The sequence below is a fragment of the Planktothrix tepida PCC 9214 genome (assembly GCF_900009145.1).
Taxonomy (GTDB): Bacteria; Cyanobacteriota; Cyanobacteriia; order Cyanobacteriales; family Microcoleaceae; genus Planktothrix; species Planktothrix tepida.
Genome location: NZ_LN889815.1, coordinates 228,748 through 244,758 on the forward strand (window position 1 = coordinate 228,748; position 16,011 = coordinate 244,758).

The 16,011-nt window shown below is 38.5% G+C and carries 16 protein-coding genes; 13 read left to right on the forward strand and 3 right to left on the reverse strand.

The annotated features are described in order from the left end of the window. Window positions 1-52: 52 nt before the first annotated feature. Window positions 53-1,483: a hypothetical protein gene (locus PL9214_RS27725; RefSeq protein WP_072722537.1), complete on the reverse strand. Its 1,431-nt coding sequence runs from the start codon at window positions 1,481-1,483 to the stop codon at window positions 53-55. A 390-nt stretch (window positions 1,484-1,873) separates the two neighbouring features. Here PL9214_RS27725 and PL9214_RS27730 point away from each other — a divergent pair, with 390 nt between their 5' ends. From PL9214_RS27730 to PL9214_RS27790, 13 genes are all read left to right on the forward strand, one after another. Then, window positions 1,874-2,641, forward strand: coding sequence for a ParA family protein (locus tag PL9214_RS27730; RefSeq protein WP_072722538.1), 768 nt, complete (start codon window positions 1,874-1,876; stop codon window positions 2,639-2,641). Continuing rightward, entirely contained in the window at window positions 2,631-3,554 is a 924-nt protein-coding gene (locus tag PL9214_RS27735; protein WP_072722539.1) for a ParB/RepB/Spo0J family partition protein, read from the forward strand. The genes PL9214_RS27730 and PL9214_RS27735 overlap by 11 nt, the downstream gene beginning before the upstream one ends. Before the next feature lie 325 nt (window positions 3,555-3,879). Continuing rightward, on the forward strand, window positions 3,880-4,437 hold the full coding sequence (locus PL9214_RS27740; RefSeq protein ID WP_072722540.1) for a hypothetical protein: 558 nt from the start codon (window positions 3,880-3,882) through the stop codon (window positions 4,435-4,437). Continuing rightward, window positions 4,434-5,516, forward strand: coding sequence for an ATP-binding response regulator (locus tag PL9214_RS27745; RefSeq protein WP_072722541.1), 1,083 nt, complete (start codon window positions 4,434-4,436; stop codon window positions 5,514-5,516). Before PL9214_RS27740 ends, PL9214_RS27745 begins: the two co-directional genes overlap by 4 nt. Window positions 5,517-5,577: 61 nt before the next feature. Further along, window positions 5,578-6,312 carry a LuxR C-terminal-related transcriptional regulator gene (locus tag PL9214_RS27750; protein WP_072722542.1) on the forward strand — a complete coding sequence of 245 codons (735 nt, stop codon included), beginning with the start codon at window positions 5,578-5,580 and terminating at the stop codon, window positions 6,310-6,312. A gap of 276 nt (window positions 6,313-6,588) precedes the next feature. Next, window positions 6,589-7,113, forward strand: a complete 525-nt coding sequence (locus PL9214_RS27755; protein ID WP_245824384.1) for a helix-turn-helix domain-containing protein — start codon at window positions 6,589-6,591, stop codon at window positions 7,111-7,113. Between the two features lie 88 nt (window positions 7,114-7,201). After that, on the forward strand, window positions 7,202-8,218 hold the full coding sequence (locus PL9214_RS27760; protein WP_245824385.1) for a XamI family restriction endonuclease: 1,017 nt from the start codon (window positions 7,202-7,204) through the stop codon (window positions 8,216-8,218). Further along, complete coding sequence (locus tag PL9214_RS27765) at window positions 8,215-9,765, forward strand: Eco57I restriction-modification methylase domain-containing protein (protein ID WP_072722544.1); 1,551 nt, start codon at window positions 8,215-8,217, stop codon at window positions 9,763-9,765. Before PL9214_RS27760 ends, PL9214_RS27765 begins: the two co-directional genes overlap by 4 nt. Before the next feature lie 399 nt (window positions 9,766-10,164). Then, window positions 10,165-10,896 (forward strand): hypothetical protein, encoded by a 732-nt coding sequence (locus tag PL9214_RS27770; protein WP_072722545.1) that lies wholly within the window; start codon window positions 10,165-10,167, stop codon window positions 10,894-10,896. A gap of 11 nt (window positions 10,897-10,907) precedes the next feature. Beyond that, window positions 10,908-11,783, forward strand: coding sequence for a glycosyltransferase family 2 protein (locus PL9214_RS27775; RefSeq protein ID WP_072722546.1), 876 nt, complete (start codon window positions 10,908-10,910; stop codon window positions 11,781-11,783). A 133-nt stretch (window positions 11,784-11,916) separates the two neighbouring features. Next, complete coding sequence (locus PL9214_RS27780; protein ID WP_083580227.1) at window positions 11,917-12,864, forward strand: 2-hydroxyacid dehydrogenase; 948 nt, start codon at window positions 11,917-11,919, stop codon at window positions 12,862-12,864. Further along, a complete protein-coding gene (locus PL9214_RS27785; RefSeq protein ID WP_139295185.1) occupies window positions 12,839-13,474 on the forward strand; it encodes a class I SAM-dependent methyltransferase in 636 nt (211 codons plus the stop codon). Before PL9214_RS27780 ends, PL9214_RS27785 begins: the two co-directional genes overlap by 26 nt. Before the next feature lie 38 nt (window positions 13,475-13,512). Further along, window positions 13,513-14,352: a radical SAM/SPASM domain-containing protein gene (locus PL9214_RS27790; protein ID WP_072722548.1), complete on the forward strand. Its 840-nt coding sequence runs from the start codon at window positions 13,513-13,515 to the stop codon at window positions 14,350-14,352. Window positions 14,353-14,434: 82 nt separating this feature from the next. On the opposite strand, the gene PL9214_RS27795 is transcribed toward PL9214_RS27790, so the two are convergent. Beyond that, window positions 14,435-15,118, reverse strand: a complete 684-nt coding sequence (locus tag PL9214_RS27795) for a DUF6753 family protein (RefSeq protein ID WP_072722549.1) — start codon at window positions 15,116-15,118, stop codon at window positions 14,435-14,437. Next, the gene (locus PL9214_RS27800; RefSeq protein WP_139295186.1) at window positions 15,115-15,960 is read right to left on the reverse strand and encodes a P-loop NTPase family protein; all 846 of its coding nucleotides are present in this window, start codon (window positions 15,958-15,960) and stop codon (window positions 15,115-15,117) included. The genes PL9214_RS27795 and PL9214_RS27800 overlap by 4 nt, the downstream gene beginning before the upstream one ends. Window positions 15,961-16,011: the final 51 nt, after the last annotated feature.

A 16,011-nucleotide genomic window follows, 5' to 3' on the forward strand; every position in this document is an offset into this window, starting at 1 on the left:
AGAGGGATATATCAACCTCTCTAGGCTTAAGGATTCATGCGATCGCCAAAACTCAAAGTTCTATTTCCCTTGAGTGTTGGGCAGGTTGGGATTCAACAGTATTCAAATCGTCTGCCATTTGACGCCAAAATTCAACATCTTCAAATCGAATTCCTTGAGCTAGAACTAAATGCTCCCCACGCACTCTCAGCAATTCTCCTCTACCAGATGCTCTCAAAGAAGATACAGAAACCCCTTCAACATTTGTGACAATTAGCTGGTAAACCTCGGCAACGGAAATAATAGTCAAATCATCCGTTTCTTCTACCCCTTCATCCCCTAAGTTCAGTTTGTATTCAAATACCTTTTGGGCAATTGGTAAAATCAATTCAGCTTGTTTAACTTGTTCACGCTCTAAAGTAAACATTAACGGTTCAATAGTTGAGTTGGAATTATTGCCTAAAACTTGAACTTCACTCAACAGTTCAGGTGCTTCCTGAGTGAGTTTTATCTTTAACTTTTCTGCATCTAAATTAGATAAAGGATTTTGAACTTCACCCTCTAAATTAATCTTGAATACCAAGTGATGATCGACTTGAGAAACCACTCGAATTGATTCTCCTTGCTGCGATAATATTGTCCAATCTTCCATAAACTCTAACCGTTCTAATCCCTTAAATTGATGATGCTCTTTTAATAAAAGATCCGCCAATAATCTTTCCAGTTCTAATCGTTGTTCAGGGGAACTGCCAACTTCAATCAAACCTTCTCCCTCTTTTGAATCTTGGGGATCATCCTCTAATCTAACTTGCTCGGAGTCTTCAGCATAGTCTGAGTCATTTATTCCCGACTCAATGAGTGCTTCGGAGTTAGTTTCTGGAGAAACTGGAGTTGCTACTCCTGACTGATAAACTGGTAGGAGAGAACTAAATCTTCTGGGTTTTCGAGATTGAGACAAAGATAGATCTTGAAGGGTAGGACGAGCAACTTGGCGATCGCTTTGGGAAGATAACTCGATAAAATGGGCAGCATTGGTCTTAAGCAAACTAATCTGAGCATAAGCATATTTTTCCTTAGATAAAGATATAGAAATATCTAAAGCCGCTAGACAACCGTGATAGAAATCTTGAGTTTCAGTAGCAGGAACACAAGCTAATACATTTTCATCAAGATCTGTAGACCGTCCTTTTTGTTGCAGTTGAGCAATAGACGCTGAGGATAATCGATGAATTGCCGTTGAAGGGTTCGGCTGTTGGCTGGGAGGATTATCTAGGTTGATAAAAGTTGCAACTCTAGCCTCTAAGTCTTTTAGAGTTTCTATCCCCTGCTCTTGATCGATCAGTTTAACACCCCAATCTAACCCAACCAGTAATCCTTGATAAAAATCTTGAGTTTCTCCAGCCAAATTAGAATCCGTTGCAATTTTTTCAAAAAAGGCTAATCCAATTTGTTGAAGTTGGTAGATCGATTGGGGAGAAAATCGCTGCATCTGCCTTGTCAGCATAAATCTTATATTTCCCGATAATTGGCTCATCCCTCAACCTATCACGACGACAAGCTTTCCTAGTCCATCTTCAGGACTAAACCTACCCGAGTTGAATTCAGAAATAGGGCAGATGGAATAATTCATTCTTTTCCCCTAGCTTAAAAAGAAAAAATTAACCAAAATCCCGCCTTTAGAATGTTCTGAATGACTATAAATCTAAAAATTTCGATTCGCTTCAACATCTTCTCCCAGGATATGAGATATTATTAACACTCACGGAGAATTTATTATATTTTTCCAGCAAAATATTCTGAAATATTCATCTTAAATCGATATGTGTATAATCCTAACTGTAGCTCTAAATTCCTTTTTAAATCGCAACATGAGCGTGCTAGTGGAGAATAGCCGATGACCCAGACAAAAGTGATTTCGCTGTTCAACCAAGCTGGCGGTGTGGGCAAGACAACAATTACGCTCAACTTAGGCTACCACCTAGCTCAACGAGGGAATAGAATTTTGCTGATTGATCTCGATCCGCAAGCTTCTTTAACCTTATTTATGGGCTTTGACCCTCAGAGCTTGGAAAAAACGGTATTTGATGCCATTGTGAATGAAGAACCTCTCTTCATCCAAAAAGAAGTTCATCGCATGGATCTAGCCCCTACCAATATTAATCTCAGTGTGGCAGAAATCCAATTGGTGAATATGGACTTTCGAGAAGTTCGTCTCAAAGATGCCCTAGAACCCATTCGAGAAAACTATGATTTTATTTTGATTGACTGTCCGCCTAGCTTAGGATTATTAAGCTACATTAGCCTTGTCGCTGCCACCCATGTTTTAGTCCCCATTGAAACTCATTACAAAGCGTTTGAAGGAACCAACCTACTTTTGCAAACGGTCGCCAGAGTCCGAAAAAAAGGAAATCGCTCTTTGCAGATTGCTGGATTTGTTCCCTCTCGCTATGCTGCCACCAACTCCCAGGATAAACGCACTTTAAACGCGATTCAAGAACAATTTTCCACCGTGGCAACAGTTTATGAGCCGATTCCTCGCTTAACTGCTTTTGTTGATGCTTCTGAACAGCAGGTTCCCCTAGCTGTCTATGACGCTAGAAATGGAGTGGTTAAAATATTAGATCGTTTAGCTGCCAAGATGGAGAAACTCAATGCCAAATAAAAGTAATCAGCCTTACAAAGGAAAAGCAAACTTAACGGTCTTGTTCGGCGATGACGAAGCTGAAAGTCTACCTAACAGTTCAGTTCCTTTTGATGCTATTCAGCTTCCAGCTACTCAACCCCGCCGCTATTTTGATCCTCAAGCGATGCAGTGCTTAGTTGAGTCTGTCAAAATTGATGGAATTCTTCAACCGCTATTAGTTCGCCCTTTATCGAATGGAAAGTATGAGTTAGTTGCCGGAGAAAGACGCTTAAGAGCGGCGAAAGAAGTGGGGTTGAAAGAAGTTCCTGTCATCATTAAAGAACTGACAGAACAACAAGCTTTACAAATTGCTTTGGTTGAAAACCTGCAACGAGAAGATCTTAACCCCGTTGAAGAAACAGAAGGGATTTTAGGGCTACTCGCTAATCGACTAGATTGTTCTATACAGGAAGCTGAACGCCTTCTATATCGAATGCAAAATCAAACACTTCGAGATAATGATAACGTTATCATTCAACCTGAATCTGAAGTTGTCGCCCAACTTTTTCAAGACTTAGGCAAGATGTCTTGGGAGTCTTTTATTAGTAATCGGCTGCCTCTGTTGAAGCTTCCTGAAGAAGTTTTAGCAAGTTTACGAGAAGGCAAAATTGAATATACTAAAGCTCGTGCGATCGCTAAAGTCAAAGATGAACAGGCACGAGTTACTTTACTGGAAACAGCAATTGCAGAAAATTTGTCTTTAACTCAAATCAAAGCTCAAATTTCCGCGCTCAAATCAGAATCTCAATCCGCACCCCCCGAAGATTCTCTTCAAACTCGAATTAAAGTCGCACTCACACAAGTCAATAAGTCAAAAGCTTGGAGCGATCCGAAAAAGCAAAAGCGTCTCCAAAAACTTTTAGTAGACTTAGAATCCCTGTTATCTAGCTAAGAAAAGAAATTGGAATCAACAACTATCGTTAGATATAAACTGAGGGAAATTTAATATTCTTTTAAAAATGCTCCAGAATCAATGGGGCATTATTTATTTTTATGGTTTCTATTTAAAAAGCGGAAACAAAAGATAGGCACGAAACCGGATGATCGGTTCCTAGATTAACGGCTTTTTTTTAAACCCCCAACTTTTTTAATAAATCAGCTTTAAGGTAGAACTTTCTTAATCTATGCCATTGCTAATTTAGGATCTTAGATAGAAAAAGCAACTTCAACCTACCTTTTCCTTCTGAGTAACTTCGATATAAAGGAAGCGACCAATTATGGCATCAATTAAGATCCTCAAACCCAAGCTGCTTTCAGGGACAACTTCTTCCCAAGCTGCCATTGAGCATTTCACTCGATTTCAGAAAAAGCTAAAAAGTTTAATTGACCTCTGGAGCAACTACCCGCCCAATGATGCACTTTCTACTTTAAGAAAACAAGATTTAGAGTGGCTAATTTCAATGGCAGAACACTATCGGCTTCGTATCCAACCTTCATCTCAATCTCTGGAATTTTGGCAAGGTTATCAAGATGGGAAAAAAAGTAGACGAACCATTCCGGCTCCTGACTCTCGATCCTTAGCTCCAATCTTGCTAAAATCTGTGAATTCCAGCAAAAGCGAGCAAATCTATGCACTGGGTGTGCGCCTGGGATGGTGCTATGTGCGATTAAAAAACTACTTACTCCGGGTTACAAAAGAGCAAAAACTAAACGCTGCCAAACAATTAAAAAATTCCCAACCGATTTTATCTATCATTCAAGAAATTCAGGCCATGGATAATACAGACTCCCTTGTCAGTTGGGGAGGGTTAGCCGAAAGGAGATTCAATTCATGAAAGATAGACCCAGCCAAATTTTGGCAGCCGATCAGGAAACGGATACCTTATTGATTTTGGAAACCATTTTAACCGAGGAAGGATATTCTGTTAACACCAGTTCATATGGAAAAGAAGCGATCGCCTCTATCAACGCCCACCCTCCCGATTTAATTCTATGGGACGTGATGATGCCAGATGCAGACGGCTATGAAGTCACTTACAAAATTCGTTCTACCCCTCAATTGCCCTTCATTCCCATTGTCCTTCTCGCGCCAGATCCCTCCATTCCTTCTACCAATGGATTAGAATTGGGAGCCGATGATTTTCTGTGGAAACCCATTCAAGTTAACGAATTACTCGCCCGTGTCCGCAACTTGCTCCGTCTCAAACATAGCCTCGATTCAATGCGAGAGATGGCTTTAGCCCGTGAAGATTTTGTTTCTCGCCTAACCCATGATTTGCGTAACCCTCTAATTGCTGCCCAACAAATGCTGACTTTACTAGGGCAAGGGAAATTTGGCACCTTATCCCCCCCAGTAAAAGAGGCTCTCCAGACCATCGCGGTTAGCAATGACAACCTAATTACCCTCGTCAATACCCTCCTAGAAGTGCATCGATTTGAAGCGGGTTGCAAACCAATGGCTATCACAACTTTTGATCTTTATAAACTCATTAAGGAAGTGGTTAAAGAGCAAGAGGCACTTGCGGTCAGCAAAAACTTACGCTTAATTTTTGAAACCCAACAACAGTTTTTTCGGATTCAAGGCGATCGCTTAGAACTGCGCCGAGTTTTGACTAATTTAGTGAGTAATGCGATTAAGTTTACCGAGCGCGGTCAAGTCAAGATCACTGTTGAGTACAAAGCTCAGAGCGTTTCGATTCACGTAGAAGATACAGGCCCCGGAATCACAGAATCAGAGCAAAATGCAATCTTTGAACGCTTTCGCACTGGAAATCAGAAAGGAGCCGGAAGTGGTTTAGGGTTACATCTGTCTCAGCGTATTGCAAAAGCCCATTCGGGTTGTTTAGAAGTGACCTCACAACTGGGGGTTGGAAGTATTTTTACGTTGTGTCTCCCTCGGAACCAAAATTACTAACGTTAAAGATTAACCCTCCAAATGTGCTTTTAATCTCAAATTAGTATTAATGGAGAAACTTATGAATCGAGTGAGTATTGTGTTAATTGAAGATCATCACTTAACTCGTGTGGGAATTAAAGCAGCGTTGGAGGATTGTGAAGAAATCAAGTTTATCGCGGAAGCTAGTAATGGATTACAAGGAATCACACTATTGGAGAAAACGCTACCCGATGTTGCCATTATTGATTTAGGATTACCTGGATTAGTTGATGGCATTGAATTAACTAAACGGTTTAAGGAGTATGTGCAAACCCGTCAGCTTAATCCCTCAATCAGCCAACCTAAAGTTTTAATTTTAACCTCGCAAGATCAAGAAGAATCCATTTTAGCCGCGTTTGCAGCCGGAGCAGATTCTTACTGTATGAAAGATCTGAAATTTGAAAAACTGCTAGAAGCAATACTGGAAACTCACCGAGGAGCGAACTGGATTGACCCGTCTATTGCACGAATTGTTTTAGCTCGACTTAATAATCCGTTTAAAGAAGTTGTTGGTTCTAGTGCTATTCCGACCGTATCGATTCATGGGTTAAAACCAGAGGATAACGAGTTATTACAATCTAATCCACTAACCCGACGAGAAAATGAAATTATTGAACTGATTGTCGAAGGGTATGGCAATGAAGAAATTGCCGAGCAATTATTTATATCAATGGGAACTGTGAAAACTCATGTCCGTAATATTTTGAATAAGTTAGCGTGTGATGATCGCACCCAAGCTGCTGTCCGAGCTTTGCGAGCTGGTTTAGTGAATTAGCTCTATTATCTCAGAATTAACGCTCCTCGATTACTGAATCATTATGACCGTGCTGGACAGAAAGCTAAATATAGGGGAGAAATCTTCCCATCACAGCAACCTGTAGGTAATTATGGAATTGACACTCCCACCCCTGCGCTACGCTAAAGGGGTGGGATTCTCGTATCTAGTCCAGTCAAGCAGAGACAGTTGAATATACTCNTCTTTTGAATTTTTTCAGAGTGACAGAAGGGGAAATGTTAAAGGTATTATCGCCATAGATTTAATGAGGTGGGAATGATGATTAAAAATGAATTAGAGTACCAAGTTAGTCAAGAATGGTTAGAGAAGTTTGAAAAATCTATAGCCGCAATAGAAAAGGATGAAGATAGCAAAAAGAATGACCATGAGCGATGGAAAATGAACCGAGAGACATTACAATGTCATTTAGAGAAATTGCAAGCAGAAATTGCTGAATATGACAGGCTAACATCCCATGATAGCCACACGCCGATAGTATTAACACTTGATGATATTGATTATTTACCTCAAATCTTGATTAGAGCTAGAATGGCAGCCAAACTAAGTCAGAAAGAATTAGCAGATTTAGCTGGGTTGACAGAAGAACAAATTAAACGTTATGAAGATAACGACTATGAAGATGCTAGCTTTATGGATGTAAGATTTGTAATTGATGCGCTGGATATCCAAATTCAAAAAGGTGAGTTTCTTGTTCCTTTAGATACGCTTAGAAGAACACCAGTTACTCAAGAGGAATTATTGTCCTCAAGCCACCATTCTCTCAGCCGAAGCGACGGATAATTAAGCAGGTTTAAGGGGAAATAGCGATCGCTATGTGTGTAAACATCACTACTGATAAGAGGCTGTTTATTAGATAAAACCAACTGAGGTGATTCAGCTATCTTTAAGAATTGAGATGGGTCTTGAAGTCGGAGATGATAGAGTGCCAGTTAATGCAGATAAACCCCATTTGTGGAAACCGGATATAGCCCAGTCAGTAGACTTCTACAATCATTGGTTTATGCAGTTTGCTCCTCAAGCTTACCGCGATACTCGCATTGCCACAACTAAACAAGTCGAATCGGCTTTAATGTGGACAGAGAATCTTACGAATATTACGCCTGCTATATTGCAACAGTATCCGTCTGTCCTTCCTATCCTTCGCATGGCAACAGCACCGCCTATTGCACGAGATCGCCTGATAGGTTTAGCTGGAGTATCATCCAACCTAGTCAAGAATATGGAAGAAAAACAGCGAATTCCACCTAGGATAGACAGGGAAACTTTGGATAATGAACTGAGAAAAATTGGTAAAATCATTGCGCGACTTGCAGACAAAGACATCTTTTCATGGTTGAATACAGAACGGCAACCAACGGATACAGAAGTTAATAGAGCAGCGATCATTGTTGCAGATCGTCTCTGTGGTACTATTTCTGACCCAATTATTCGCAACGCTCAGGAGCGCAGACAGTTAGCTACGATTAGACAATGGCTAGAGCAGCGCGGCTACTCGTATATTGGGGGAGGAACCCGATTAAGTTTCGAGAGAATGCAGCCAGGAACTTTTTCGTTTCGGCTCAATATTCCCATCCTTTTGCAAGGAGGTACTAAACAAATTAATATTCCAATTGATATCGTAATTCAACCCATTCAGTCTAGCCCCAGCCAGCTACCGCTTTTAATTGAAGCAAAATCTGCTGGAGACTATACTAATCCCAATAAGCGACGGAAAGAAGAAGCAGTCAAAATGGCTCAATTACGCAATAACTATGGTAATAATGTTCGCTTTATTCTGTTTCTTTGCGGTTATTTCGATAGTGGTTATTTGGGTTATGAAGCTGCTGAAGGAATTGACTGGGTATGGGAACATCGAATAGAAGACTTGGTATTGTTTGGGATATGAACTTAACTACAACAGAATCAATTCGGGTATTGCGACAGTTGCAACTCGATAGTGCGAAAACCCAAACAGACCGAAATAAGTTGGGCCAATTTTCCACGCCTACAGCCCTGGCAGTAGATATTTTGAAATATGCTAAAACGTTATTACCATCTGACCCGCAAATTCGTTTTCTTGACCCAGCTTTTGGGACGGGAGCATTTTACTCCGCATTATTGCAGCAATTTCCCCTATCGCAAATTGTAGAAGCGATCGCATACGAAATTGACCCTCACTATGGAAATGAAGCGATCAAACTTTGGTGTGATAAGCCACTTCAGCTAAATATTGCAGATTTTACCAAGGCTGTACCACCCAATTCTGACGAGATTAAAGCTAATTTGCTGATTTGCAATCCTCCGTACACCCGACATCATCATTTGAGTCGAGTTGAAAAGCTGCGGTTGCAACGGGTAACAGAACAGATAGCGGGAATAAAACTTAGTCAGTTGGCTAGTCTTTACTGTTATTTTTTGTGTCTTTCAGATGCTTGGATAACAACTGATGGGTTAGCAGGATGGCTGATTCCGACCGGATTTATGGATGTGAATTACGGACAGCCCATTAAAGATTATCTGCTCAACTGCGTTAGTTTACTGCGAATTCATTGTTTCGATCCGGTGGACGTACAATTTGAGGATGCGTTGGTATCGTCCGCAGTTGTTTGGTTTAAGAAAGCTTTGCCACCAGTTAACCATGCTGTTGAATTTACCTATGGGGGAAGTTTGACAGAACCGAAGATGTCCGTAATGATGTCGGTAGAATCGCTACGCGGTGCAACTAAGTGGACTAAGTTCGGGTTGATGTCGGAGCGGGTGATTTCTCAGGAGCAGTCTTTGAGGCTGAAGGATTTATTCACCATCAAACGAGGGTTGGCGACAGGAGCAAATGATTTTTTTGTGTTGAAACCAAAACAAATTTCTGCATATCAATTGCCGATGGAATTTCTTAAGCCCGTTTTGCCCAGCCCTCGACTGTTACCAGTGGATGAAGTTAAAGCCGATGATTTAGGAAATCCAATTCTTGATCGTCAGCTTTTTCTGCTCTCGTGCGAGTTGTCCCCAGATGAAGTGAAAGCTAAGTATCCTAAACTTTGGGAATATTTGCAGATGGGGGTAGAGCAGGGTATTTGCGATCGCTATCTCTGCAAGCATCGCTCTCCCTGGTATTCTCAAGAAAAGCGTCCTCCTTCTCCATTTCTATGTACTTATATGGGTCGTCAGAATACTGGTAGAGGTAGACCTTTTCGATTTATCCTCAATCATTCAAGGGCGACAGCTACCAATGTTTATTTGATGCTCTATCCTAAACCCGTTCTTGCTAAAGTGCTTTTAGAGAAGCCAGAATTGGTGAAACAGGTGTGGGAGGTACTTGATCGTATTTCCGATGAGGCCCTAATGAGTGAGGGTCGCGTTTATGGGGGTGGATTACATAAACTGGAACCGAGGGAATTGGGTAATGCTTTAGCTGGGAAGATTGTTGAAGTTTTATCAAAACAGCCGGTTGATTGACTGAAGTTGCACCCAAAAAATAAGTGCGTTAGCGTAATGTACCATAGGTAATCGCTCCTGATGCTATAAGGTAAAGGTAACGCAGCAAAGACTATTAATGGGTAATAGATGAGGAAAGCGATTCTCTAGGGAATAGCTACACTTCACACTACTTGTATAAGCATCACTTTGCTTAGTATAATCAGGAAAAGCACCCTTCTTTTAGGTTCTTCTGTACCTATATAGGCTATCAGGATAGTTGTGGAGGCAGACCGTTTCGATTTATCCTCGATCATTCAAGGGAGACAACTAACAATGCTTTCTTGATGTTGTATCCTAAAGCGGCTTTAGCCAAAATTTGCTAAATGTATTCGGCCCAACAATCAATATGCTTATCCCAAGCATAAATAAAAAAAGCTTATGATTAGTGTAATTTTAAATGTCTACAAAAGAAATAAAAATCTAGAGAGACAAATTAATGCCTTAATTAACCAAACAGTACAAATAAAGTACAGTGATATACATATTTGGTATAACAAAAGTGAATTAAATCAGGAGTTGCCTAAATCAAGTGACATAAAAACTTATATATGCAGCTACAATACTAAGTTTCATGGAAGATTCTTGATATCACTAATTGTAAAAACTCCATTTGTTGCTGTCTTTGATGACGACATTATACCGGGCAATAAATGGTTTGAAAATTGCTTAAATAGTATTAATAGTTTTAACGGAATACTTGGAGGGACTGGAGTCATACTTAAAGCTAAAGCTTATCGTCCCAACCTGAAAATAGGATGGAATGGAGTACACTCACCAAATAATGAAAAGGTAGATTTAGTAGGTCACACATGGTTTTTTAGGCAAGATTGGGCTAAGTATTTGTGGTACGAAGAACCCATAACATGGAATAATGGCGAAGACATTATGTTTTCGTATCTTGCACAAAAGCATGGTGGTATAAGCTCATTTGTGCCACCACATCCAGAGCAAGATAAGGAACTTTGGAGCAATGTACCTGAGCGAGACTATGGTTATGGTACAGATGAAAATGCATCCTTTCTAAATGATTCAGAGCATTTTCGTATTAGAGATGAAATATGCCGACGTTACATTGATATGGGCTGGAAAACGCTTAACAATATTAAATAGATCTAAATCATATGACCAAGAAACTTGTATCTGTAATTATACCTTGCTTCAATGCAGAAACATGGATTGAAGAAGCTATCGAAAGCTGCCTTAATCAGACCTATTCAAATATTGAAATAGTTGTTATTGATGATGGCTCAACAGACAAATCTTTAGATATTATTAAGAAATACAAAGATAAAATAGTATGGGAAACAGGTGTTAATAAGGGGGCGAACCACGCAAGGAATAGAGGGTTAGCATTATCTCAAGGTGACTTTATTCAACTGTTAGATGCAGATGACTTTTTATTATTAGAAAAAATAGAGAGGCAAATCAAGGTTCTGGAAGAAACGTGTGCAGATGTAATATATGGAGATGTCTATTACCAAATTCACTTAAGTAATGGAGAAGTAAAATTATCCCCAGTTGATCTTCTTGGTGCTACTGGATTTCACGAGGATTACCTTGAGACTGTTCTATGCTATGGTTGTATGCCTTGTCAGGCATATCTTATTAGAAAAAGTGCCATTAATTGTGAAGAAGGATGGGATGAAAATCTAAAAGCTGGACAGAACAGAGATTTTATATTATCTATATTAATAGATGGCGCAACTATTGTATATCAACCAGGATACTACTCAGTTTATAGAAAAAACCATAGTAATAAGACTATTACTTCAAACAAAACTCTCTTAGCGTATTACTTTGCTTTAGTTTCAATGAAAGCAGAAAAAAAACTAAATATGCACAAAAAGCCATCTAAAAAATATTTAAGAGCAATTGCGAACTCTTATCTTATAAGAGCAAATCGGGATCGCAAACAAATAACATTTTTATGTTACATTTGGCTGGTTTTTCTGTTTGTAATATCTCATATGAAATTAAGCTTGATACAAGAGGTATAATTTATGGTCTTACTAGCAGGATTTTGATAAATGGTTACAGAGAATTCATGTAATCGATGATTTAAGTAGTGTGCCTACCAAGCATAAATTTATTTTATATAAAAAAGATAAACTTTAGGAGTGTCTCTATTAAATGATTATTTCTAACAAAGAAAATAGTGTAGTCTGTGTAGATAGACTTAATATACTTCCTCAACACAAATTAGTATTGCAGTCTTGTGCAAATACAGTCTTCTATGAAGACTTACCAAATGATAGCCAGATAGTTGATAGAGTGGCGTGTGCAACTATTGCAATTGTTAATAGAGTTAAAGTATCAAAAGTATTTTTAGAAAATGCAGTAAATCTCAAGTATTTGATTACTTCAAATGTTGGGTATGATAATGTAAACTTAGAGCTAGCTTCTAGTTATAAAGTAAAGGTTATTAACTGCCCTACGTATTGTAGTGATGCTACAGCCGAGCATACTATAGGACTACTGTTTTCTATAATTCGCAAAATTGTTGAAGCAAATCTTGATATACGAAATGGCTATTGGCGAAAAAACCTCTATACAGGCATGGAATTAAAAGGAAGAACTATATGTTTAATTGGAAAAGGAAATGTCGGAACCAGAGTTGGAAAAATTGCTTTATCTTTAGGCTTGAACGTAAGTTATGTAACTAAAGAAACCCCATTCTCGGAAATAGAAAGTTTAGTAAGTAATGCTGATGTTATTAGTTTGCATATTCCACTAAATTATAAAACACATCATTTCTTTAATGCAAAGCTCATATCCTTGATGAAAAAAAAAGCATATTTGATAAACACTTCACGAGGTGGTATAATCGATCAAGATTTTCTTTTTGAAGCTTTAAAAAGTAATTTAATAGCTGGAGCAGCACTAGATGTTTTTGCAGAGGAACCAATAGATAATAAAACTAATTATTCAATAAATGAGTTGGCTTGCTTAGATAATGTAGTTGTTACTCCACATATTGGGTTTAGAACAGAAGAAAGCTTGTGGAAGCTTGGTGAAGAATTACTTAAAAATGTTAAGTCCTGTTTGGAAGGTAATGCAATCAATGTTGTACAAATATAACTCTTCAGAAACATTTATTGGATCTGAAAATTACTGGATAAATAGATATGATTCTGGAAGAAGTTCAGGAAATGGTTCTTATGGTAAGCTTGCTGAATTCAAGGCAGAGATTATAAATGAGTTTGTTGTGCAAAACAGTATAGAACAAGTAATTGAATATGGATGTGGAGATGGAAATCAGTTAAAGCTAGCAAAGTATCCATTTTATATAGGATTTGATATAAGTTTACAAGCAATACTTACATGTAAAAGTTTGTTTGCCAATGATGCTACAAAGATTTTTAGATTGATGAGCGAATATACTGATGAGCAGTCTGATCTCACTTTGTCCCTAGATGTCATATATCATCTTGTTGAAGATTATGTATTTTTTACTTATATAGATAGGCTGTTTGAGTCATCTAAAAAGTATGTTATAATCTATTCGTCCAACACTGAGATAAATTTAGAAGAACAAGCTAATCATATTAAGCATCGTAATTTTAGTGAATTTGTTTTTAATGTAAAACCAGAATGGAAGCTTATAAAGTATATACCAAATAAGTATCCATTCATCGGTGACACAAAAACTGGCTCACTAGCCGATTTTTTTGTATATAAAAAAGCTTAACATTTAGATAAAAACCTCCAAAACGGAAAAGAGGCGATATGATATATAATTTAATCAAAAGCTATCACATGACTTTCTTTAGAGAATTCAAGGTTAAGCTGATAAAAATTAAATGGCTTAAAAAGGCTATCCGTAAGCTGTTTGACCTGTTTTTGTTGACAAACTGTGGTACACCCCCAATAACAACTTTAGCAATTGAGATCAATGAAGCATGCAATAGAAAATGTGATTGGTGTCCTAATTCTAAAAATCAACGTAAAAACGGATTTATTGACGAAGAAATTTTTTATAAAATTATAGATCAAATGGCAGAAATAAAGTTTGTTGGTCGAGTAACATTTAATCAGTATAACGAACCCTTACTTGATAACAGATTGCCTAAATTTATTAGATACGTAAGACAAAAACTTTCTTCTTCTTATATATACTTAAATACTAACGGAGATTTCATAAATATTGAATTATGGACTCTCTTAAGAAAAGAAGGATTAGACTATGTAAATATATCTCAATATGATGGAAAAATCAATCAGAATATTAAAAAAGTGTTAGAGTCTTTGGATAATGAAGAGAAAAAACATTTTGGTGTTCATATTTTTGATACATCGAAGATCAATAACAGAGCTGGCTTAGTTAATACGACTAGCAAGCTTCCATTAAAAAAATTTTGTTTTAGACCATTTTCTCAGTTATGCGTAACCTATGAGGGTAAGGTTGTATTATGTTGTAATGACTATTTCGGGCAAATTGAGATTGGCGATGTAAAAACAACACCAATAAAAGAAATATGGGAGAATGAGATTTTTGTGCGTTACAGAAAAGAACTTAAGAAGGGTAACAGAGCCGATTTAGAACTGTGTAAGACGTGTGACGCATAATCATAATATTCATCTAATTGTTTAAAATGTCACAGTTGTGTTCAGCCTAACACGCCATTATAGTGCATAAAACCGCAAACACTTAATTCCTAAACCTACGCTTTTCCACAGACTCCACCCAAATCGTACAAAACCCTGAAGTCGCTGGCCTCCCCGCAACTTCCAAAGTCACCCCCAAACGCTCAACATCCTTTTTACATTCTAAATCAGTCAAACTATCCGAATTCCACCTCATCAAATTCCGAGCAAACTTCCCCTCAGCGCTAGTCGCCCACCGCAAAGCCTCCGCCTGTTCCTGAGTCAGATGAACCGCTTCCCCCGGCGCAAACCCTCCTTGCGACCACAGCACACCCATCCATCCCATCAAAGCACCGACACCCAACGTCGTCAATAAGATACCCGCCGCTACCATCAATGAACGAGCAGAAGTGACTATTTTTGTTAATTCCGTCTGACGTACCAGAGAATTCACCGCCTCAGCAATTTGCCCCTCTTGCTTCTCAACGGCTACTCGTTCGTAAGTTGCTAGTGTCTTATTAATCCGCCCTACCCAACGCTCAAATGCTAACTCAAAATCTTCTGGTTTCGGGCTTTCTTGAATCAATACTTCCAATCGCCCCGTTGCTAATAAAATCAAAAATATGGGGTCAGTTGGCTCAATTTTCCCCTTAAAAGCCAACTCCAAAACCTTACGCCGATATTCCTCGGATTGACCTTCTAGGGCAATATCCAGTAAAGATTTAGTATCAACAGCACCATAACTCACGGTAACATCCCCGTCGTTTCAAACGCCTCGTAAGCTGACAACATAAACGATTTAATTCGTTGCCGTCCCAATACCCCAAATTCTTGACTATTTCGAGCTAATTCAAACGTAATTCCCCCCGCATCAATGGCATTTCTTTCTCGTGAATAAAGTTTAGGGAAATCAATAACTTTAACATCATACTTTTTAATCGCATTTTGGACTTCTTCCATCTCTTCTACAGAACTCCAATCATCCTCTAACCCAAAATTACGAACTAAAACATGAGCTATTTTTTTGTCAAAATGTTGCACTGATTTCAAAAATAACTGCACGCTATCATAACCTCCTGTACAAACAAACCACTTACAAAATGTAATTTTGGACTGTTTGCCTAACTCAATTAAGTTATTTTTTTCAATCCAACTCGTCACCACCGGATAAACCTGAGCCGGTAAATTGACTATAATACTATTGTCAAAAGCCCACTCAAAAATTTTGTCCGCTTCATAAAATTTCTTCTCATCTTCACTAAATAAAGCTTCGCGACAAACACTTTCGTAAATTCGAGAGACATCGGGGTTAGACCTGTCCGCATCTACGGCTAAAAACGGATATTTCTTATCCATAAAATACTGAATTAAAACCCTTGCAAACAAACTCTTACCCACACCGCCTTTTTCTCCATCAATCAAATGAATTCTAGTAGCGTGTTTCTCAACCGTTTCTAATCCATTTTCGCCTAAATGACTTGGGGATTTTAACGTTACTGTCATTGATACTTCTCCTAATGCTTCAGCTTGTTCAGTTGTAGAATCTACCTGTTCTAGTTGAGATTTTGTTCTTCTACTCCGACCTGCCATTTTGCTACTCCATTACTTGATGTTCTAGAAATAAAAATGGGTTTTACTCCT